This window comes from Symmachiella dynata, from assembly GCF_007747995.1.
Taxonomy (GTDB): Bacteria; Planctomycetota; Planctomycetia; order Planctomycetales; family Planctomycetaceae; genus Symmachiella; species Symmachiella dynata.
In genome coordinates this window covers 3,470,600-3,493,772 of the sequence record NZ_CP036276.1, presented here as the reverse complement: position 1 = coordinate 3,493,772, position 23,173 = coordinate 3,470,600, and the positions used below count along the sequence as shown (strand labels likewise).

Annotated in this window: 14 protein-coding genes and 1 tRNA gene; 4 read left to right on the top strand and 11 right to left on the bottom strand. The window is 55.1% G+C overall.

What is annotated here, in order from left to right; genetic code table 11:
* Positions 1-215: 215 nt before the first annotated feature.
* The 4 genes from Mal52_RS13440 to Mal52_RS13425 form a co-directional block, all read right to left on the bottom strand.
* Positions 216-2,576 carry a hypothetical protein gene (locus Mal52_RS13440; protein ID WP_145376721.1) on the bottom strand — a complete coding sequence of 787 codons (2,361 nt, stop codon included), beginning with the start codon at positions 2,574-2,576 and terminating at the stop codon, positions 216-218.
* Between the two features lie 1,050 nt (positions 2,577-3,626).
* Positions 3,627-3,699: transfer RNA gene (locus Mal52_RS13435), tRNA-Ala, on the bottom strand.
* 251 nt (positions 3,700-3,950) lie between these two features.
* Positions 3,951-7,469, bottom strand: a complete 3,519-nt coding sequence (locus Mal52_RS13430) for an acyl-[ACP]--phospholipid O-acyltransferase (protein ID WP_145376720.1) — start codon at positions 7,467-7,469, stop codon at positions 3,951-3,953.
* Positions 7,470-7,649: 180 nt separating this feature from the next.
* Complete coding sequence (locus Mal52_RS13425; RefSeq protein WP_145376719.1) at positions 7,650-8,087, bottom strand: methyltransferase domain-containing protein; 438 nt, start codon at positions 8,085-8,087, stop codon at positions 7,650-7,652.
* A gap of 193 nt (positions 8,088-8,280) precedes the next feature.
* Here Mal52_RS13425 and Mal52_RS13420 point away from each other — a divergent pair, with 193 nt between their 5' ends.
* The 4 genes from Mal52_RS13420 to Mal52_RS13405 all read left to right on the top strand — a co-directional run bounded on the left by Mal52_RS13420 (position 8,281) and on the right by Mal52_RS13405 (position 13,730).
* Positions 8,281-8,733 (top strand): thiol-disulfide oxidoreductase DCC family protein, encoded by a 453-nt coding sequence (locus Mal52_RS13420; protein ID WP_145376718.1) that lies wholly within the window; start codon positions 8,281-8,283, stop codon positions 8,731-8,733.
* 73 nt (positions 8,734-8,806) lie between these two features.
* Positions 8,807-9,598 (top strand): biotin--[acetyl-CoA-carboxylase] ligase, encoded by a 792-nt coding sequence (locus Mal52_RS13415; RefSeq protein WP_197534889.1) that lies wholly within the window; start codon positions 8,807-8,809, stop codon positions 9,596-9,598.
* 235 nt (positions 9,599-9,833) lie between these two features.
* Complete coding sequence (locus tag Mal52_RS13410; RefSeq protein ID WP_231962653.1) at positions 9,834-12,206, top strand: PSD1 and planctomycete cytochrome C domain-containing protein; 2,373 nt, start codon at positions 9,834-9,836, stop codon at positions 12,204-12,206.
* Between the two features lie 78 nt (positions 12,207-12,284).
* Positions 12,285-13,730, top strand: a complete 1,446-nt coding sequence (locus tag Mal52_RS13405; protein ID WP_145376716.1) for a DUF1501 domain-containing protein — start codon at positions 12,285-12,287, stop codon at positions 13,728-13,730.
* Between the two features lie 91 nt (positions 13,731-13,821).
* On the opposite strand, the gene Mal52_RS13400 is transcribed toward Mal52_RS13405, so the two are convergent.
* From Mal52_RS13400 to Mal52_RS13370, 7 genes are all read right to left on the bottom strand, one after another.
* A complete protein-coding gene (locus Mal52_RS13400) occupies positions 13,822-14,292 on the bottom strand; it encodes a hypothetical protein (RefSeq protein WP_145376715.1) in 471 nt (156 codons plus the stop codon).
* A gap of 52 nt (positions 14,293-14,344) precedes the next feature.
* Positions 14,345-15,871, bottom strand: coding sequence for a sulfatase family protein (locus Mal52_RS13395; RefSeq protein WP_145376714.1), 1,527 nt, complete (start codon positions 15,869-15,871; stop codon positions 14,345-14,347).
* A 132-nt stretch (positions 15,872-16,003) separates the two neighbouring features.
* Entirely contained in the window at positions 16,004-19,501 is a 3,498-nt protein-coding gene (locus tag Mal52_RS13390; protein WP_145376713.1) for a hypothetical protein, read from the bottom strand.
* An 86-nt stretch (positions 19,502-19,587) separates the two neighbouring features.
* A complete protein-coding gene (locus tag Mal52_RS13385) occupies positions 19,588-20,439 on the bottom strand; it encodes a M48 family metallopeptidase (RefSeq protein ID WP_145376712.1) in 852 nt (283 codons plus the stop codon).
* A 137-nt stretch (positions 20,440-20,576) separates the two neighbouring features.
* Positions 20,577-21,383 (bottom strand): CvpA family protein, encoded by an 807-nt coding sequence (locus Mal52_RS13380; RefSeq protein WP_197534888.1) that lies wholly within the window; start codon positions 21,381-21,383, stop codon positions 20,577-20,579.
* Between the two features lie 186 nt (positions 21,384-21,569).
* A complete protein-coding gene (locus tag Mal52_RS13375) occupies positions 21,570-22,274 on the bottom strand; it encodes a metal-dependent hydrolase (RefSeq protein ID WP_145376710.1) in 705 nt (234 codons plus the stop codon).
* Between the two features lie 234 nt (positions 22,275-22,508).
* Entirely contained in the window at positions 22,509-22,943 is a 435-nt protein-coding gene (locus tag Mal52_RS13370; RefSeq protein WP_231962652.1) for a hypothetical protein, read from the bottom strand.
* Positions 22,944-23,173 lie beyond the last annotated feature (230 nt).

Sequence of the window (23,173 nt, the reverse complement as noted above, 5' to 3'; positions counted from 1 at the left end):
CTGTGGTTGATGTATTTGGTCGCGGTGATCCTCCCTCATGAGAGCGTACAGAGGGAAGGCGGATTTGGTAAAAAACGACTTTAATGCTTCAGGGCTCATTGCCGTGGAGTGACTGGTTGGTGCTGGAGCATTGAAAGTATGGTTGCCGAAGCATTGCAATCAGCTCTGCGGACACACTCGTCGCTGATGCTCTAGGTGTACCATTGCGAATCGGCCTATGGGGTTTCGCCAGATGAGTGGTGTGTGGTGTCCCCATTTTTGTCGGTTGCTTGGCGAACATCCACGACTAGTTTGCGTTTTCCTTTGGTGATATACACAACGCCCTCAGCCCATTTTTCGTTGACAAAGGGACTTTGGAAAGCATAGTCCGGTGCCAAATTGATCGGTGCGCCATTCAACTCGGGGGGCTGATCGCTTTGCAAGTAGAAGGTAAAATTGCCGGAATCTCTAAGACCCCGGTAGTGCAGGACGTCTTCTTCGATACTTATTGTTTGTTTCAAGATTTCTTGTTGAAAAGTTTCGAAGTTGCCTGCGAAATCTTCGCTACGCGCAACCTCTAAGATCACTGGCGTGTATTCATCGGAACAGCGAAGCCAACGAGCATCATCCCAATCCCAGGTACCGCGGACCACTTTGACTGCCGCAAAGGCGCGTTTTGCTTGGGCAAAAATCCAGCCGTCCCGCTCGTGTCGCTTGAGATCAGTTGAAAAGCAGACACGCATCGCCTTGGTGGCATCAGCATGACGAAGTTTTTGTGCAATCAGGGTCCCCTTGTTCTGAATTGCCCAGTGCGCATTGTAGGTGCTGCGATCAGTCTCACAGCGTGGATACAAGGTCGAATTGGGTTCCCCCGCAAAGATAACGCCATGCCACCGGTTTTGTTGGCTAATGGCGGTCCAATAGTCTTTGGGGTGACTGCCGAAGAGCAAACTTCCCATAATAAAATCGGGAGTGCAGTACGAATAGCGGACGATTCCGCCCTGTTCGGGGTCGACGTCGTAAATTGGCTCGTTCGGTTGAGAGAGCAAAAGTGATTGTTGGTAATCCAGATGCCGCCCTAAACGGCGTGATTGACATTCATAAACACCGCGTCCCTGGGGATCCAATGCAATGTCCATGACCACCAATGGCAAGCGGTAGGTTGTTGTGGCAATGACTGGTAAAGTTTCATGATGGTGAGCCCGGTTTCCTTGCCCCAAGTAAAACCAACTCATGGCACGGTTGCGATCGTGGTGAGCAAGAGCCCAAGCACCGGGATACAGTCGCGTTTTTCCTCCACCCCGCATGCCGCCCAATTGTTCTTGTGCCCAATTGGCCCACCATACATCCAAGCCAGCTTTGACGAGAGATTTTAATTCCGGGTCGTCCGTAAAGTCATAAATATTGTGCCAACCTTGCAGGGTTCGTGAACCATAACCGGAAGGGGAAATTTCGATCAACATCCCCCGTTTCACACGTTCCCGATAGTAGCGTTTCAGATACTTTCGCCATGCAACCAACTGTTCTTGGGCGGTGGAACCATCCTGGTAGCGATACGTTTTCCCCTGCGGAGATGCAGCCAGCATTCGCGCGGCTGCCCAGCGCGTTGCGTCGCGCTGGGCACTATGATTTTCGCTGCCCCAGAGACGCCAAGTGTGTTCTGGATCCGATTCCGAAATTTTCGATTCGGTGAAAGCCCAGTCGGCAAAAAGTTGCTCCATGGCATGGGCAGCATCATTGTTGAGACGACCTTCCATGGGGCCACCGGGGCCGAACAGTCCGTAAATGCGATAAAACACACCTCCCAACCAATGCAGACCAAATTCACCGGTCGCTTGTTCCTCTTGTCGTAGGACTTGAATAGCTTCCAAGATCGCGGCATTCGCTCGTTCCGATTCTGTCTCGAGATGCAACGCAGCAAGTGCAAAGGTTAACCGACTGAAGACAAATTGATTGATCTGTACATCCCGAATGATTTTGACTTCTCCCCAGGGTGCGGAATCGCAGGCCCCCAATTCCTCCGCCTTGGGCCATGCCGAGCTGTCCTCTGTAGGCGTATCCCAACCTTCGACAATTCGATCCGACGTTTGCCATTGATTGTTGGTGACGATCACTTGAGGTGCGCCCTGCGCAAAGTCGATATGCAGCAACCCCAACACCCCAGCCGGATTGGGTTCATCACCCAAGTTGCGTGCTGCAATCGTGACGACATTATCCCCCGGTTTTAAATGCTGGGTGATATCAATCAACTTTGCGTGTTGGAATCCGTTGGCTCGGCCGACGAGTTTCCCGTTAATGGATACGGTGCACGTATTGTCGACGGCCAATACGATGCAGGCCTGTTTGATTGGATTTTGAGGCGGGAGCGTCAGTTGCCGTCGAAAATAGCGCAAGCCGGATGGGGGCTGATTGGGAGAATTCTGTTCGGGATACCAAATCCATTGCGCCTGCTGTAGTTCACGACGGGAACGCACGGGGTCGATACTGGAATCGAGTTCAGCGAAAGGTCGATCCAGATATTCAGCCAGATAACTGTTTCGCCTTGAGGAGAACCCATCGCGAACTTCAATGAGTGCCTCATCAGTCAATGCTGCCACCAACTGGTCATTGGAAATGCAGAGAGCGCAGAAAGTGATTGAAACGATCCAGAATAATTTGGCAAACTTACAAGGAAAATCAACAAGCTGATCAGTGAGCCGTTTTTCATCTTGTGGGGCGATGTGCATTGGTGTTTTTCAAAGTTTGCTGTTGGGGATTGATAAAGATATTTTGACCATGAAGGCTGATTATGTTTCGACTGAGTCGAGGCTGGGCCTATTCCTGTACGACCATGAGCCAGAATTTCCCATCTGCCGTGATCCTAGAACCGATCCAGTCTCGCTGACTTTCACGAGTATAGCAGCAGACCCTTCCCGAGCTAAATGCACGTGGACTTTCCGACAGCTTTCCGTCTTCCAGCCCAAGCAATCCAGAAATGGGGTTAAGCGGAGCGTTTGCCAGCGGCTAGCGTCTGTTCTGCAAAGACCATCTCCATGAGGCACCCAAGTCCCACGATTTGTGCCACTCATACGTCACGTCACATCCCTAGCATGACAGGTCACCTTCGCCAGATCACTTGGAGTGCTCCCCAAATCCGGCCAACCTGTTTGTTCAGCGACTCTCGCTCCCATCCCTCGGCGACCATTTGTTGTCGCATTTTTTTCAGTGCTAGGGGACCAAAGTCGGCAGCGAGCAAATGACCACAAACGTCTGCCATAATGCGCAATGCAGACTTGATGCAGGAGACCTCAAAAGTCGGCCGGCATTTTTTGCGATAGTGAATGACGACGTAATCAGCCGAGTAGAAGTCGATCAACTGGGTGATAGACCAGTCAGGCTTCAAGCAGGAGGCCTAAGCATTGTTCCCGGCACGCCACAGGGCGATGCCATCACAATAGCGCCGCTTTGAAGCAGCGGTGCCATTCTTCCCCAACCAGATCGTCTCGCACTGAATTCGAACGCAGGCGCGATCTGAGGATTGAAGATGAGCATACTTCGGAAGCCTCTAGGTGCGATGCCTTTCCCAAAACGGGTCAAAAGCGAGGCTGATCGCACTACCGAGTTTCCGGCAGGTGACGCAAGTTGCGTCTCGATAACGAGTTATCTAGTGGAGGATAGGGGACTTGAACCCCTGACCTTCTGGCTGCCAGCCAGACGCTCTCCCAACTGAGCTAATCCCCCGTGTGGTCTGTTTTGGGACACTGAAAACCGTTTTTGGTTCGCTGTCCGCTCGGAACGTTTCCGTCTGAGACACGAAAATTAGCAGGGTGTTGCGAACCTGTCAAGCGGGCTGTCCATGATCCTGGATTGCTCCGGGAATAATGGTTGCCGTCGTGCTCCCCACTATCATCGGTCATTTTATGGGGCGGGTTTAGACCTGATTGGCGGATCCCCATGTTTCCCGGGGGTCTGGGACATCGGGTGGATTTCCATCAACTAGTGGCGGAAGGGGCGAAATGATCGACGGCGACTTGTTTTAGGCCCTTCAAATCCAGTTTGCCCGTGCCCAGGACTGGGATTTCCTGAACCTCGACAAAGCTGTCTGGCGAAGGAATAAATAGGTTCGGGAGGCCGGCCGCTTTTAATTGTTGGCAAATTTCATCGGGACTTTGCGATAACGGTAAATGCACGACGACCAACCGCTCCCCTTTGCGTTCATCGGGTACAGCGGTCACCACCGCCTTGACCTGCATGTCGTCTTCTTCGGTGTCTGTTTGACTGAGGAAATCCTGAAGTGCGTTTTCGATTTGCAAGTGCGGAACCATCTCGCCGGCGATTTTTGAGAAGCGGCTGAGGCGGTCGGTGATTTGAATGAACCCGTCGGAATCGATTTTCGCAATATCGCCGGTGACATACCAACCATCGCGAATGACCTCGGCTGTCTGTTCTGGGCGATTTAAGTAGCCCTTCATGACATTCGGTCCGCTAATCAGTAACATGCCCGGCGTATCGATTCCCAGATCCTCGCCTGTTTCGGGATCAACGATCTTGGCGGCGACACCGGGAACAGGATGCCCAACGGTCCCTTCTTTGACCCCGGCATGGTTGGTCATCGCAGATCGATGGCTGGGGATATTGGCAGCGACGACCGGGGAAAGTTCGGTCGTGCCGTAGCCTTCAATCGGCCGGGCGCCGAATTTGTCTTCAAAAGCCTGCGCAACATCGAGAGGCATTTTTTCGGCGCCGCAAATCACCAAATCGATCGTGGCAAAATTCTCTGGTGTGCAGCGTTTGAGATAAGTCCGCAAAAATGTCGGCGTCGAAATCAGGACGGTCGCTTTATATTTCTGGGCCAGTTTGCCGATCACCCGCGCATCGAGCGGGCTGACATGGTAGGTGATCGCCATGCTTCGGGTGAGTGTCAGCCACAGATTGCCGGTAAAACCAAAGGAATGGAAGAAGGGTAGAATTCCCAGAATTGTGTCTTTGTTCGTAAAGCGAAACACCTGGTCGACCGCCTCGACGTTGGTCGAGATATTGTGCTGCGTGAGCATGACCCCCTTGGGGTCTCCGGTCGATCCGGATGTGAAAATGATTGTCAGCAGGTCGTCGGATTTGATTTTGGTCAAACCCAAGATGCGTTCTAAAATGGCGGCGGGGAGTAAATAGGTCTGAGCAGCAGAGATCAGTTTGTCCGCTGTGGTGACTTTGTCTTTCAGATCGTCCAAATAGACGACTTCGGCATCCAGCTCGAGGTCGAGCTTTTCCATGACCTTGCGGCTGGTGAGCACGTGTTTGATACCGCATTGCCGGATGCAGGAATTCATGATTTCCGACGAGACGGTGTAGTTGAGGTTCACCGGCACACGACGGGAGATGCTCAGAGCCGCGTTGACGAGCGTGGCGCCTACGGATGGGGGAATCAAGACGCCGACCATATTCTCATCGGGGCTGAGCACCTCGCGGTCTAAGAGCCGTTTGAGAACCAATGAGCGCAAAATGGTTTGCCCGCCGGTGCATTCTTGGCCGGTGGAGTCGGAGATTTTCAGTCGAAACATCCCCTTGCGACAGTTCCGCAGAAATTGCCGTGGCAAGACCATTTGCCGTCCCTTGCGTTGTTCCATTGCATGAACTCCCAGCTGCTGGACCGCCTGCCGTACTTGGCTGACGTTTTCAGGTTTTTGAATCGGTTTCCCGAAGTGAATTGAGATGAGATACGGCCAATGACGCGGCCATTTCCAGAAGAGTTTCCCGCCCGAATAGCTAAAAATACTGCCCCACAATTCATCGAGATAGACAGGTATGATGGGGGCATCGGTCCCGGCGACGATTCGCATGAGACCACGTTGAAATGGCTGTAGTTGTCCGGTGCGTGTGATTCGTCCTTCGGCGAAAATGCAAACGAGTTCTCCGTTTTCGACAGCTTCTTTAGCCACCTGCAGAGCGCGGACCATGGCTTTGGGACCGCCGTCTCCCTTTATGGGAATCGCCTTCATCGTCCGCGTCAACCAATTGAGGCCTGGATTTTTCGTGTAATCGGCATAAACCAGGAAGCGGATTAGTCTGGAGGAACTAGTCAGGATTAATAAACCATCGACCCACGAGACATGATTGGCCACAATTAACGCGCCGCCGGTTTCGGGCAAATTGTGTTGTCCGTTGAGGCGAACCCGATAGACGGTCCGGGTGAGCAACCAAAACATAAACCGAATTGTCGCGCCGGGAAGCAATGTAAAGATATAGATCAGTACCGGTATGGTCCCGATTCCCGAGGCCAAGAATACTTGGCTGGCGCTCATGTTGAGTTGGCCCTGCATGACGGGAAACAACAGCGAGACCAACAACATTCCCGCGAAGGTCACGAAATTCGCCGCGGCGAGAATTGTCCCGCGATTTTCGGACGAACTGCGGTGTTGTAGAAAGGCTTCCAGCGGAATGTTGAACAGTCCGGCGCTGATTCCCAGAAAAAACAACCAGACGCACGATTCGATCATCGCGCGCTGTGCCACATCGCCAGCGGGAAAATCAGCCGCGCTGCCAGCCCGATAAAGCAAAAAGGAGCTGAGCACGATGCCGACGGCGCCGAGCGGCACGATGCCTAGCTCGACCTTGCCACCAGACCAGATTCCGGCCAACACGCTCCCAAAGCCGACTCCCGCAACCAATACCACCAAGAGCGGCCAGATTTCCTCTTGAGGGAGACGGAGATCCTGCGTTCCATAGGGATCGATGTTGATATTCGCCAGCGATGCTAGGAACCAAAAAAAGGCAATTCCCAAAGTCGCACGGAGTAGTGACTTGTGGTTCCACAGAAGCTGTAAGTTGCGGCCTGTGTCGAGGACCGGATTGTGCGGAAATGGTTTGCTCGCATCAGCGGCTGGTACGCGGCGGATCATCAAGCTGGCCATCAATCCAACTGCGGCGACGCCCAGCAACACGACGGTGGAAATCCACAAATGATCGGTCCCGTACGGTTTGGTCGCGCCGAACAATAGCAAGCCGCCGACAAAACCAAGTGCTGAAGAGACCACGGTCACTAAGCCCATCCAGCCGTTGCCAGTGGAGAGGTCCTCGGTGCGAAGCAATTCGGGAATGCTGCCGAATCGGGCGGGGCCGTACAGCGCGCTTTGCGCCCCCATCATGGCAACCACCGCAAACAGACCGTATGTGTTGCCAATGGAGATCGCGGCAATGCCCACCAACATGATCACGACTTCCGCCACCTTGCAGCCGACGATGACGGTCCGCTTGCTGAACTTGTCGGCAAAATAACCAGCATAGGGGACGAACAATAAGTAGGGCAGGGTGAAGCAGAACAACCCAATCGACAAAGCCAGGTTGGCGTCGAGGCCTTCTTCCTCAAATTTGACCTTCGCAATCGGAACGACCAGCCAGCGAAACATGTTGTCGTTGATCGCGCCTAAGAACTGTGTGACCAGCAAGGCCACAAAGCTTCGCGACGAGAGACCGTTGTAAGGGACGGACGCGCTTGGTTGACCATTCTGACTCATAGCGTCGCTCCGACGCAATCAGGAAGGTCAGTAAACAGGCGAATCATTAGCACAGGTATTATTCGTAGTGATAGACAATGGAAATCAGGGAAACGTAAACGTCGACAAGCGTAGCGATAATGGCGGCGACCAGCAATCCGGGAGAAAAACCCGCTCCAGCATTGTGATGGCGTTCGTGGATTAGGGCGACGCCTCTGTCGAAGGAAGCTGTGGGGGAGGGACATTCTCGGAAAACTGGATCTTGGTCTCCAACACGGGTTGGCCGTAAATCTTGGTGGTACGTTGTTGTGCCTTTCCTCCCAAAATCGCCAAAGTCGGCTCGTGCCGGTCACGATCCGCTAAGGGGACGTGTCGCAAAACGATCTGTCCCGCGGGTTGAATGACACGGGACAATTCTCGGGCAGCTGCGCGCGTGAGGGGCGTGCGTTCGACGATGAGAGATTTCACGCAATTGTCTGCAAATGGCAAAGCATCGGCCCGTGCGACGATTAACCGGGGAATCGGCTCACCGGCATGGCGTCCCAACGTTTGGGTCCTGCAACGATTGACGTTCCAGGCCTGTGCATGCCGGCCTTCGCCGCCAATATCGAGCACAATGTCGCATGGCGTTGGTTCCATAAGCCTCATTCAGTCACTGAAGATTGATAAAAAAACAACCGCCCGCAATCACGAGACGGATTGAGGCGTGCCTTTATAACGCGCCGGGTTTCAGAATTCGACGCAAGCAGTTAAAGTCGCCCTCTGACAGCGGTTAACAAGTTGTCTGTCCTTAGCTCGCCATCAGACGCTATTCTGCAATGGAGAGGGTGTCGTGAGTAAAACCGCCGCAGCAAACAGTTCGCCGGAAAATCAACAACCGCCGGAACAACCGACGCGGCCGGTGATTTTTTTCGACGGCGTTTGCGGACTGTGCGATCACTTTGTCAATTTCATCATGGCGCGCGACCACAATCGCCGGTTTTTATTCGCCCCCTTGCAAGGGACAACCGCCGGCAAACTCCTCAACCTGCCGGATGACGCCACGTTCGATTCGGTTGTCTTTTGGGATGCTGGAAAGACGTTTCAAAAGTCGTCCGCTGTTGTGCGAATTTTTTACAAGCTGGGGGGATTCTGGCGCGTACTCGGTGCGTTGCTGTGGGTGATCCCTCGGCCGCTGCGCGATGTGGGATATCGTCTAGTTGCCCGTTGGCGCTATCGTCTATTTGGCAAGAAAGAAGTCTGCCGCATGCCGAAACCAGACGAGCGTGAACGGTTTTTGGATTAGCGGCTGTTTCGAGTGGCTGGATGGACAACGGTGTGGGGCGAGGGGTAAATCAGTAAAGGCGGAGGACAATAAGGTGGAGGAGGGTGGACGTCCCTTTGATCTTGAGCGGATCATTGCGGAAACATTCGTCGCGGAGATCGACTATCACGACACGGTCGAATCCACCAATGACGTTGCACTGGCACATTGCCGTCGCCGCGCAATAGACGGTCCGCTGTTGGTCTTGGCAGCACAACAAACTCGCGGTCGCGGGCGAGGTGCCAATTCGTGGTGGTCCGTAGATGGTTCGCTCACATTTTCGCTGATTATCTCCCCGGCCGGATTGGGATTAAGCCAAGAACGCTGGCCACAGGCATCGCTGACAACCGGGTTGTCGGTCTGTTTGGCCTTAGACGATGTCGTGCCCGGCATTCGCTCCGCCCTGAAATGGCCCAACGATGTCTTTCTCGATGGCCGCAAAGTTTGCGGCATCCTCGTCGAGGTGGGAGAAGGTTCGACACAATCACTCGTGTTGGGTATCGGCATCAATGTCAACAATGGCTTTGCGGATGCCCCGCCGGAACTGACGGCAATTGCGACTTCATTAACCGATGCGACCGGCCGAGAATTTGACCGGACGGAGGTGCTCATCGCTCTGCTCAAACAATTCGAAACCCAATTCCGCCGTTTGGCGACTAACGATCCCCAATTGCCGGCAGACTGGCAACAACGTTGTGCACTGCAGGGCCTGACTGTCACGATTGAGACTCCGACTGATCGAAGAACCGGTCGTTGCGCGGGTATTGATTCACAGGGAGCGCTGTTGCTGCACACCGTCGACGGCCCGGCGCAATTCTTTGGTGGCGTCATCACCAGCTTCGAATGAGGTTTCTCGATGATCCCCGTCTCTTTCGCGGCCCCGAAAACCTCGATTCCGCCGGAAACCACTGTTTTACTGCGGCAAAGGTCCTTGCGACACCCCCGTTCGACCCGGTAAAATAGATCGGCGTCTATTGATGCATTGCAGCTTGGTTTCAGTTCTGTCGGAGCAAGAGGGCAAAGCTTCTGCGAACGCCTGTTTCGTTGGAAGTCTCTCTCCCTCTTAATTTGAGGAGTTCATTATGCTGTGGCGGTGTACGGCGGTTTTGTTCCTCTTGGCTGGAATGCTGGTATGTTGTCCATCACCCAGCTGCGCCGAAGAAACAACCACTGATTACCTCCGCGACATCAAACCGCTGCTCAAGCGCGCCTGTTATCGCTGTCACGGTGCGGCGAAACAGACTTCGGGACTGCGTTTGGACACGGCTCGCGCCGCTTTGATTGGCGGCGATGCTGGGGAAGCGGTTGTTCCAGGTGAGAGCGCCGAGAGTTTGCTGTATCAGGTCATCAGCGGTTCTGAAGACTACGAGCAAATGCCTCCCGAAGGGGAAGGCGAACGTTTGAAGCCGGACGAAGTGGCGCTCATCAAACGTTGGATCGATGGTGGCGCTAAATTCCCCGAACAAGAAACCCCGGAAGAGAGCGCCGGTTCGGATCACTGGTCGTTCCAAAAACCGCGACGGCCTGAAGTCCCGAAGACGAAAAACTCTGCATGGATCCGCAATGCAATCGATGCCTTCGTGCTGGCCCGTTTGGAAGAGAAACAAATCGCTCCCTCGCCCGAAGCAGATCGGATCACGCTGATTCGCCGGCTCACATTTGACTTACTGGGTTTGCCCCCCACGCCCGAGGAAGTGCAACAGTTTCTGGCCGATACCAGTCCTGATGCCTATGAGAAACTGGTTGATCGCTTGTTGGCATCTCCGCACTACGGGGAGCGTTGGGGGCGACACTGGCTGGATGCGGCGCGCTATGCCGACAGCAACGGGTATACAATCGATGGCTCGCGCAATATGTGGCATTACCGCGATTGGGTGATCAATGCGCTCAACGCTGATATGCCGTTTGACCAATTTACGATCCAGCAAATCGCCGGCGACATGTTGCCCGATGCGACTCGCGAACAAATGATCGCCACCGGGTTTCATCGCAATACGTTGATCAACGAAGAGGGAGGCACCGACCAGGAACAGTTCCGCATTGATGCCGTCGCTGATCGGCTGCATACCACCGGCGCGGTTTGGTTGGGTTTGACGTTGGAATGTGCCCGCTGTCACACGCACAAGTACGACCCCATCACCCAGCGGGAATACTACGAGATGTTCGCCTTCTTTGACGCGGACGATGACTACGATCTCAACTTCCCACCCCCGGCCGACAAGTCAGCGGATTTTCAAAAGAAACTCGATAAGTTCAACGGCGAAATTGCTGAGTTGGATAAGAAAATCGCCAAAGCTTACGGCACCCCCGCTGAGGAGAACGGCGAGCTAAAAAAATTGATCAACACCCGGACGCGCAAAATGCGCTCCAAGCCCAAAAGCCCCGCCGGCTGGGCAATGGTGATGAAACAGCGCGAGCAGCCTCGCGTGACGCACGTTCACAAGCGCGGGAATTTTCTGGATCCTGGGGACGAAGTCACCGCGGCCGTGCCCGCTGTGTTGCCGCCGTTGCCAAAGTCCGAATCACACAATCGTCTCGATTTCGCGCATTGGCTGGTCGACGGCAACAATCCGCTCACTGCCCGGGTCACCGTGAACCGGATGTGGCAACATTATTTTGGTAGCGGTCTCGTGCAAACGGAAAATGATTTCGGCACGCAGGGCGAACGGCCGTCGCATCCGCAATTGCTCGATTGGTTGGCGACGGAATTCATCGCCCGCGGCTGGAGTATGAAGGCGATGCACAAATTGATCGTCACCTCGGCCACCTACCGACAAGCATCGATCTATCGCGAGGTGGTCGCACAGGTCGATCCCGCCAACCGGCTATTGGCCCGTCAGGCCCGTTTGCGATTGGAAGCGGAAATCATTCGCGATGCGGCGCTGGCTACAAGTGGATTATTGACCCGTACAATCGGCGGCACAGGTGTGTTTCCGCCACAACCCGACGGCGTGTACGCTTTCACGCAAAACGATAAAAAATGGAAAGCCAACACAGGTCCCGAGCGTTATCGTCGTGGGATGTATACGTATTTCTGGCGATCACAGCCGTTCCCCGCGCTGATGACGTTTGACTTCCCCGAATCAAACGTCACTTGCACCCGCCGCGTCCGTTCCAATACACCGTTGCAAGCACTGACGTTGGCCAACGATATTGCTTTTGTGGAAACCGCGCGGGCGCTTGCTCAGCGGATTCTCAAAGAAGCTTCACCAGACGACGAAGAACGGATTCGCTTCGCCTTTCAACTCTGCTTGGCCCGAGAACCGAGCTCGTTGGAGATGCGACGATTGGCCTTACTGATCCGCCAACAACGCGAGGCCTTCACCGCTGACCAGCAAGCCGCTGCTAAATTGCTGGCAACGGATCAACCGACTGACGAGACGATTGAACTTGCCGCCTGGACGACTTTTTCACGCGTGTTGATGAACCTCGATGAATTCATCACACGGGAGTGAGGCACGACCGACGACGCCTCCGACTTTGCTGAGGGGCAACGCGAAATCATTCTGGACGTACTAACGACCGAGCGAACCATGCACGACCAAACTCCTGAATTGTTGGATCAAACGCGGCGACATTTCTTCTCCCAATGCCGTTACGGGCTGGGAGCGATGGCGCTCGGATCGTTGTTGGCCGGTGACGGGGCGACGCCGGTGCGAGCCGACGTGCAAAGCAATCCGCTCGCTCCACGACCACCACACTTCGCCCCCAAAGCCAAACGGGTGATCTTTATGTTCATGGCGGGCGGCCCGAGCCAACTGGAGCTGTTCAATCCCCGTCCCAAACTGACCGAACTTTCCGGACAGGTGATCCCCCAGTCGTACGTTGAGAACAAACGTTTCGCCTTTCTCAATAAAGACGCCAAACTCCTCGGCTCGCCGCAGAAATTTGCTCGGCACGGCGAATCGGGTCAACTGATCTCCGCATGCTTGCCTTATTTGTCGACGATCGCTGATAAAATCGCCATCGTCAATTCGATGACGACCGATGTCTTCAATCACGGCCCCGCCAAGTTCTTCGTCAACACCGGCTCCGCACGATTCGGGCGGCCCAGCATCGGGGCGTGGGTGACCTACGGTATCGGCAGCGAATCGACCGACTTGCCCGGCTTCGTCGTCCTACAATCTGGTCCCCGCGGCCCGCGCGGCGGCGCGCCGCTCTGGGGAAGCGGATTTTTGCCCACGACGTATCAGGGCGTTCCCTTCCGCAGCGGCAAGGAACCGATCCTCAACCTCTCCTCGCCGCAGGGCATCGATTTGAATCGCCAGCGCGAATTCGTTGATGCAGTCCACGATTTGAATGAGATGCGGCGAGCGGTCACGGCCGATCCCGAAATCGCCACGCGGATTTCGTCCTACGAGATGGCTTACCGCATGCAGAGCAGCGCGCGGGCCTTGATGGATATTTCCGGCGAGACCCGCGACACATTGGACGACTACGGTATCGAAGGGGACAAACCTTCCTTCGCCCGCAACTGCCTGTTGGCTCGTCGGCTCATCGAAAGCGGCAGCCGGTTTGTGCAGTTGTACCACACCGATTGGGACCACCACGGCGGACCGGGGTTTGAAATCAACAAAGCCCTCAACCAGCGGTGCCACGAAGTTGACCGTCCCTCGGCGGCGCTGGTCAAAGATCTCGAACAGCGCGGTCTGCTCAAGGACACGCTCGTGATCTGGGGCGGAGAATTCGGCCGCACCCCGCAAGGCGAAGACCGCAACGGACTGCTGGGCCGCGACCACCACATCGACGCCTATTCCATGTGGATGGCCGGCGGCGGCATCAAAGGGGGCCAAACCCTCGGACAGACCGACGAGCTAGGCTACTACGCCGTCGAAGACCGCGTCCACGTCCACGACTTCCAAGCCACGTTGCTGCACCTGCTGGGCCTCGACCACCTAAAACTCACCCACCGCTTCCAAGGCCGCGACTTCCGGCTGACGGATGTGCATGGGGAGGTGGTGGAGAAGCTGTTGGCGTGATTGCGGGGAGGCTTGAGGCGCGAGGGGACAGGCTTGAGGAGGCTGTAGGGTCCGCTGTGCGGGCCGGGGAAATGCTGACTCACTTACGGGATTAGCGTTGTTGCTCATATCGACAGTTCAGCTCCACATTCGCAAAATCAGCAGCAATCGAGAGGCAACAAAACCTCACGTGCTCATCACTTGGGTCTGGCAGGTTTGCCTCAGAGCCGCATAGCCATTCCTCCAATTCTTGCCACCATTCACTGTATACGGCGACGATACTTTCCACCAATTCAGTTGGAGCCAATTCGACCAGATACGCGCGAAATCCGTCGTCGGTTTCTCCCCAGAATCCGGCGGCTGGGATCAATGGGTGGAATTGGTGAGGCACTTTCAAAGGATCAATTGGAAATTCAATTTTTCCAGTGCTATTGACCTGCTGCTCGCGGTACAGTTGATCAATTTGTGACATGTAGTGGGGATATTTTGCTCTAATTTTTTTCTCGCCCAGGATCGAAGCTATATTGGACATGTCGATGTGTCTAAAAATCTCCAAGGGAATTGTAGGGGCAGCTTTACCCACCTTAATTCGCCGCGTTCGTTTTGTCGAATTCAAGATCGCATCGTAGACCCGACTATATACGGCTACGCCCCGTCGTACGAATCTTCGCGAGTTCCGCACTTAACCGCAGTACCACCTCCGGATGCTCCGCCCACACGTTGTGTTGCTCCGACGGGTCTTTCTCCAGATTGTACAACTGCCCATGCGGGCCATCGGGTTGGGGTTTCACGCGGCGTGGTTTGGTGAAACCGCCGGAGCCGAGGTTGTTGGGGATGAGTTTCCATTTGCCTGAGCGGATGGCAAATGTTCCGTCCGCTGAATGGTGCACCGTTGAGTCGCGAATGGGGTGCTCCCGTTTTTTGCCCAGCAACACGGGAAGGAGACTAAAACTATCCTCGCCGGTGTCGTCGGGCAGCACGCTGTCACTGATGGCAGCAATAGTCGCCAGTAGATCGGTGAGGCAGATCGTTTCGTCACTCACGGATCCCGGTGCGATGTGGCCGGGCCAGGCGGCGATAAACGGGACGCGGTGGCCGCCTTCCCAGATGTCTGCCTTTTGTCCGCGATAATGCAGGTTGGCGGCGTGGCCCCATTTTTTGATATCCCCCACCGGCCAGTGTGAACCATTGTCGCTGGTGACGATGATCAAGGTGTTCTCCGCATGCCCCCCTTGTTCCAGTGCGCGGACGACCGCCCCGACGACAGCATCGACCTGCATCACGAAGTCGCCGTAATCCCCGGCAGCAGAGCGACCACGGAATTCGTCCGTCGGGAGCCAGGGCGTGTGCGGCGCGCTGAGTGGTAAGTAGAGGAAAAACGGTTGTTCAGCGGTTTGCTTGTCAATCCAAGCGGTTGCCCGCTTGGCGAGTTCGGGGAGCACATCGACATGCCGAAACGACGGTGCGACCGGCCCGCCCCGCCAAAATCCGCCGCCGTCTTGCCGGCGATGTTTCGACGCAGCCACGGTATCCGTCGGTTGTTCCAATGGGCGGTCGTTTTCGACAAAGACATACGGATCCATGTCGAGCGAGGCGGGGATGCCAAAGAAATAGTCAAACCCCACAGTCGTCGGCCCCGGCGTGAGCGGCTTCGAGTAATCGACCGCATGCGGATCATCGCCGGCGATCACTTTATTGGCCGGCGGCAAATCAGGCGCATTGAGATGGGAGGCTTGGAATCCCAGATGCCATTTTCCCACACACGCGGTTGCGTAATCTTGGGTTTTCAGAAAGGACGCGACAGTTGTCCGTTCCGGCCGGATCAGTGAGCGGGAATACCCCCACAGCACACCCGACTTCAATCGCGACCGCCACGCATAACGCCCGGTGAGCACACCGTACCGCGTGGGCGAACAGACGGACGAGGGGGAATGCGCATCGCGAAACATCATCCCCTCAGCCGCCAACTCATCAATCGCCGGCGTCGCTGTTTTGGAGTCGGGGTTGTAACACCCCAGATCCCCGCTCCCGAGATCATCGGCGAGTATGAAGATAATATTCGGCGGCTGTTCGGCAACGACGGGTGAGGCAGACAGCAGACCCGTCAGGGCGACGATCAGCCCTGCTAGGATGCGATCACGAACGGTATTTGCAAATTTCACGGCGTGCACGTCCCCCGATGATTGGAAAGCATTTTCCGCTTTACGACAAACAAGCGGACATACATTCTACCAACAATCAGCAGGGCGGCAAACAAACGCGGCTGACGCGTTACTGCCGTTGTCCCTTCTCGACTATTTGCGAAACAACCGCTGCAACTGGTTCTGCAGTTCGTTTTCTAACAACTTCGTGCCGGCGGAGGTGCCGACTTGGCGGGCGAGGTTTGCGAAGATGTTGCGGTCGACCTTGGGCTTGCTGAGCGTGCCGCTAATCGGAATTTGGATGACCTCACCGCGGAAGGCTTCCAACAGACGGTCGTCTTTAATCCAGGAGTCCTGGACCGGGACTTCGGCAATCAAGTCAATCGATTCGTCCATACCGACAGAGCCGCGTGTGCGGATGACTAAATCGCGGACGCGAATTTCGAGGCTGTCGTGATGGACGCGGCCAAGTGAGACCTGGAAGGCGACGGTTTGATCGTCGATTTTCATCCACGCTTCTTCCGGGTTGATGATGTTGCTGCCTGATTTGCGGATGATGGCTTTGATCTGTTCGGCGATTTCTAGAAACTGTTGTGCCAGCGGGCCAGGGCGGACGTCGGCGGAATGGATGGCTAAGGAGCCCACTGACTTCATGTCCTGCCAGTTGTCCAACGGAACCTTGGTCGACGTGACCGCCATCGACAACCGGCCATCAACGCGCGTAGAGTCGGCCAGCATCGGCGCAACGTATTTCAACCAACCTTGGCACATGTCGGGCGAAAGCCGCACGTTTTCGATCACCGGCCCGGCCGGCAAGACGAACATCATCGGTTCGGAATTCAAGAGCAGTCGCGGGGCGGCTGTGAGACGTCCTTCGCTGACCGGAATATCGAGTGGCGCGATGCGAAAGACACCGCTCTTGAGCCGTGTATCAATCTTGGCTTGCCCGGCCTGGAGTCCGTAGATGTCGGCCGTGTTCCAACTGAGTTGCAATTTTCCGTCTAGACGTGACAACAAAGCATCGTCCGAAGATCCACTGGAAGATGCAGTCGCCATCAATGGTCCGCTCAATTGGAATGGATGCGGGCCGGAGCCGGAGATGTTGAGCCCGTCGCCGATCAATTGACGATGTTTCGCTAACAGTTGTTCCCAATCGCAGTCGAGCGCCCCGGTCAAATCCACATTCATCTCGGTTGCCAGTTCACCAACGCGCCCCGTGGTGGTTGCCTTCCATTTGTTCCCGTTGACTTGCATCTTGGCGATACGGACAGAGTCACTCGCAGTTTCGTAGGTCACATCGGATGCCACCGTCAGTCGCGGTTCGTTCCAGAGCGCTGCGGCGCCAGTCGGCTGGATGTTCGCCGACACATTGCGATTCAGTTCCGAGGCTGCTTGGTCGTAGACGACAAACTTGTCGACCACGATGTCGCTTTGCAGTCGATGTTTTCCGTCGGCGCCCGATACGTTCAACCGCGCCGACAATTCGCCGCTGGCAGCCGGCGAAACACCGCTATCGACGATATTCAGCAGGTCCTCGATTCGTGATGCGAAATCGACCGTCGCTGAGATTTGTGGCGAGCCATCTGTGAACGCGACTGCGATCGGTTGCGCGCGGGCATTGAGCGTTGCTGTTGTGATCGTTGTCGAGTCGGATTGGAATTGCGAGGTGTTGACGTCATAAGAACCGGTCGAAGCAATTCGCACATTGGGTTCACTGATGTTGCAATCCGGCCCGGTGATGCGGAGTGGAGTGATGGCCAATTCCGCATCACGATAGGCAATCGTATTTGGTGAAACTGTAAGATGTGTTTGTAATTGAACTTCACCATCGGCCTGCCAGTCCTCCAGCGGCATGATGGTTCTCAAGCGTGGCATGATTCGCGTCAGGTCACCACGGACTGCGACTTGTAGCGGAATCGACTTACTCTCGGCATTCCATTTGGCAGCGGAGTCGAGTTGGGCACTGAGCTGATATCCTGTCGCGGCAAGTTGTATCGATCCTTGGTGAAACTCCGCATTCGCTTCGCTGCCCACAGTCGCGTCGACCGCGCAGTTCAACTTCAATTGGGATTCATCCCAAGCAACGCCCCCCAATCCAGCGAGGTGCAGTTTTTGAATGTCCATCGCGGCATCGGCGGCAACGCGATTATTCTTGCGTGTGACGTCGACTGACGCGACCATTTTCCCGGCCAACTCTAACTCACCGAGATCTAAGAAGCGTCCCACTTCCGCAGCGAGACGATCGAGGTCACACTCGGCTTGGACGGTCGCCTTGCCTGGGTTGCCTTGCACCGAAGCTTTGAGAAAATCGGATTCACAATTCAGACGTATTGTGGTTCCTCCGGCGTCGGGAATCGTCGCTTCACCATCAAGCGAGATTGGCTTCTCCCAGTTGAGCGACTTTCCGTCATGCACGGCTGTTAAACGAGAAACAGAAACTTGACCAAACCAGCCCAACGCACGGTCCAGCTTTGCGCCCTCCAACCGCCAATCGACAGTCCCGGCGGTGATCTTCGTCCCCTCGCGAATGCACAACGTCTCGGGCAAGGTTGCCGCCAACTTGGCCAAGTCCAGTCGGCCTTGCAGCACAAAATCCCGCTGTTTGGGCAACGATAGCAGTGCCGTGGTCGAATTTGTCCCGGTCAAATCCGCAACATTCACTTCGCCTTCGATACGCAACTTTGCCAAATCGGAATCGATGTCGAGATGAGCGACATTGAATTGCTCACCCGTGATGGTGGTCTCCACCACGCACCGCAAAAAGTCAGCCTGCACTTGTTCGTTTGCTGAAATTGCTGCTGATTTGATGAACAAGTTCCCGGTTTGCAGTTCGCCGGCAACCTGATATTCGGGCACCTCGCCTGCGGTGTTCCATGCGGTTTTCACGTCACTGGTCAATTCGGCAATCAGCTCGTCGCTGAGCGACATGCGCTCGAAGATTGGTTTTAATGTTTGCAACGGGAACGTTTTTGTCTGCAATGCCAACTTTCCATTCCCCGCTGCGGGCGAAGTCAGCTCCGCCGGCGGCAGCCACGACAATTCCGTTTGCAGCGTCCCGTTTTCGACGGTTGCGGATGCGGATATCGCGTAAGGGACGCCTTGATCATGCGATTTTTGCACCGTGACCCGTAAGTCGGTCCAAGTCGCCTCGGCTCCAGTGGCGGGCGCCGACATCTTCAACCGGCTGTCGGTGATCTCCAGCGCAACGCCGGGCCAAATGGTTGAGGTCGGGTCGGCGAACGGCATCATCACGTCTTCGAGATTACTGCCATCTGCGCGAAATCGGACATCCGCATCGGCGCCTTTGATCGTAATCGGGTGCATGCCAGCAGAGTTTGAGATCAATTGCCATAGCGATTTGGCCGTGGCAATTTCCGCCACGCTTAAAAATTCCGCATCCTGTTTGTCACGGAAAGTGACGTCGCGCAGCACCACCGGCCCAGTCCAACTCAACGAGGCGGAACCGACTTCGATTCCCGCCGGGTATTGCGGCGCGAGAGTGGGGAGTAACTGTTGCCGCAACGACGTATTGGCAATGATCGCCGGAGCGAACCAGACTGCTCCGACAAGCAGCACCATCGCAATCAAAAGTCGGCGGCGACGTGGTTTGGGGGCAGCTTGAGTGTCTTGTGTGGTTTGTTCCGTCGCCATGTGTCCAATGCTCCTCAACGCCCGAAATGAATCCCAAACCGACGGTCGATCCGCCGCAACAATCAATTGGTCTCTTCCTACGCCGACTATTCGCCGCTACCGCCGGCACCGTCGGTTTCAACTCCTCCAACTTGTTCAATCAGCCCTGAACTACGAGGGATGTCGATCATCTCACCGGAGGCATATTTGACCGGAGCGGCTTCATAATGTTCCAAGGCATTGGGCAACAACTCGCGTAGCGCCGCTGCTCGATTCGCATCCGAAGGGTGCGTGGACAGGAATTCCAACGGCTGATCACCCGACTTCATCGCGGCAAAACGATCCCAAAACCCCGGAGCTTCCCGCGGGTCATAACCCGCCTTGGCTAACAAAACCAAGCCAATTTTATCCGCTTCGGCTTCTTGGGCCCGGCTGTTGGGAAGCGCGATTCCATACTTTGTGCCAGCACCATAGAGCCCCAACAGGAATTTTTGTTGGAATTCATCGGAATCCTTGGTGAGGTAGTCCAATGCCTTCTGGGCAGCTTCGATGCTTGTCGAATCACGCATTCGCTCGCCACCGTGCCGCGCCAATGCATGGGCGATCTCGTGCGACATCACCACCGCCAGTCCTGCTTCGTTTTGACAGACGGGAAGAATCCCCTCGTAAACAGCGGTCTTTCCGCCGGGCAGGGCGAAGGCGTTCATTTGATCCGATTCAATCAGCCGGAATTCCCACTCAAAATCGGGACGCCCCGAAACCGCGGCGATGCGTTCTCCCACGCGATTGACCATCGCCTGCGCGGCTTGGTTGCGTGACAGTTGCTCTTCGGCCATTAGCCCATCGTAGGCTGTCGCCCCCATGGTGATTTCAATATGTTCGGGCAGGATCAGAAACTGCTTGCGTCCGGTGACCGGCACGGTTTGGCAACCGGACCAAATCCCGACACAAGTTAGCATCAAAACCAGCCCCCACAGGCTGCTTTCACGAAAAATGGGTTTTGAAAAATGCTGCTTCACGTCTCGGCGTCCTTTCCCAGCGTGGAGAAATCCGTTGTCTTTGTGTGCGTCGTCTCGCAGGTGAATCCAGAGACGAGTTAGTTGTCGGTTAAGAGGTCCAAGACTTTCAACACGCCGTCGACGACTTTTTTCTGTCGCGAAGGAGACGTTCTGGAGACTTCATCACCTGTTTCCGAATGACGTTGTCGAGGCTCTCCGTTGTCGCCGGTTTGATGGTTGTTGTAGCGATCTTCTTGTGATGGCTGCGGCGGCAGTGGTGGCAGTCCCGCCGGTAAAGGGGGCAACAACAGTTCGTCGTCCGGTTTGGTGGCGATCTGTTCGTGCTGTTCGTGCATCGAAGTGGGATCGTGCTCGTCCTCATGCCGATGTTTCAGATCCATATCGTCCCTATCGAGTGCGTGGATATGCTCTTCAAGGACTTCGTGCAGTTCTTCGGGCATGGCCGGATGCAGAGCATCCATAATGTATGCTGCCGCATATCCGGAGTGTGTTTTCGTAATATACTCGCGTGCCTGAGCAGATATGGCGACTGAGAAGAAGATGATTGCCAAGCAAAACATCAGCCCTTTCACTCCGCCAAAGAGCGCGCCGAGGTGTTTGTCATATTCTTCGAGCTTGAATTTGACGATGTATTCTTTCAACGAACGGGCCAGCAGATAGACCCCCAAGGCAACAGCTAGGTACAAGACCAACAGCGCCAACAAATAATTCATCGGCGCACTGTCGCCAAACCAAGGCGCCAACGATCCAGCCATCGGAAATGCCACGACATAGCCCAAGACCAACGAGGCGATCGGTGCCAGTTGCCAAGCCATACCTTTGAAACGTCCTTGTACGATGGCCGCGATCAACACGACCAAAACGATTCCGTCGAAAATTTCCACGATTTGCCTCCACTGTGCAGTAAACAAGCCGGTGTCATCATGAGCACAAAACTGTGCTAGGTGCTTGGCCACGGTTTCATAGTTGGGTTGTGTGCTACTGGCTTGGCCAGTGCCACTTCAATTGTGTGTGAATTCTGCGGAACACTGGCAAAGCCAGTGCCACCCTTTTTAATGTTTGATGTTTCCCTAGCGCCTGATGGTCGCCCCGTCGTCAATCACCACGGGCATCGGAGGTAGTTCGCTGATCATTGCTGAGTGAAATACCAATGTGTCACCGACCGCCAATACGATCAGCAACAACAACATGCCGTACGCCGCCGATGTTCCTCCGTGATTCCCCGCCGTCAGCTTCAATGCGGTTCCAAATGACTTTTTGAGCCTCAACTTCCCTTCGCCGCGCTCCACGCTGTAAAACTCATCGAGAATCAGATGGGAAACAAAACCCACAAAGACCGCTCCCGCCTTAAACACGCGGAGATGCGGATCGATACCGTCGCAAATTAAAAATGCCGCCAACCCGGCGATCAGTGCCGCCGGCAGACTATGAAACATCCCGCGATGCACGGTGCATTTTTTCAACAGGCTGCCAACACCGAATCGAACCAGTAAATAAACGCACGCCCCCGCCAACGTGATCCCTGCGTGTGACAACCCTAGCGACTCAAAACGTTCCGCCATCAACAGCGGCATGATGGCTGCTGAAAACGCCAGGATTTCACGCAGTGGAACGCTATTGTTGCTGTCGAGATCAGGCAACATTCCCGCCAACCCGCACAGCCCTCCAGCCAGAATGCAACTTTCCAGCGGCAAGTCGAGAGTCACGGCGCCCAGCGCAGCAAAACCGACGCCACACAGGCTGCTGACGGTGACATGTGTACGAAAATTGGCCATAGCAATAAATTCGCGGAAAGCGCGCCGGATTCAAGACATCTAGGATGTGTGCGCACCGGACCTCAATTCGCCCGGTGGTTTGGGGGGCCTCGTATATCCGTTCTGTCAAAACGGGTCAATATGAGACGGGCGGGATACAAACAAGATGGATCCCGATAACTCCCTGGTGAATGGGCTCTTTGCCGAATTTTTCGCTGAAACGTCCAAGCTGCAGAAAACAGCCTTTGATGTATCTCACTTTTTGCGGCGCACGGCGACCGACTCCGCTGCAAGAAAGGTAAAATCAGAAACATTACCATCACTGTCGAGGAGGGGGACCACAAATTGGATGGTTGTCTTCTTCGTGTTTGCGTCGATGTACCGCGTCACCCGCTTCTCCGTGACATTCTTTTCCCTCTTTTTGGTCAATGTCAGTGTGTTTGTTTTGGCGTCGTATTCTCCTTGTAGTGGATCGAATAACCCTTCTTCATCTTTATGGCTCCATTGGCCGGCAAAGTTTTTCTTTTTACTATCGTAGTGCAGTGTCAAACCATCTCCTGTCGTCCACTTAAAGCCATCGTCCTTGTCATTCTTGGCAGTCCCTGAGCTTTCGTAGACTCGACACAATCGCGAACCATCTGCCGCGATCGTGTTCGTCTCAAAACCTCGAAAGACCTTTTCAGCCGCCAAGCTGCCATTCGCCCAAGTCTTAGTTTTCGTGTGCCATCGGCCCAATTCTTTTTGGAACACAAGATTGCCGAGGTCTCGGACAACCGGCATTGGAGTCGCCTCATCAGTTACCTCCGCAGAAATGATGGAATCCGCCAAGACGACAGCAAACAAGGTTGACGAAATCAGTAGGGTGAATCTCGTCTTTGTGACAACATTCCTCATTGCGGACGCTCCTAAACAACGAAAAC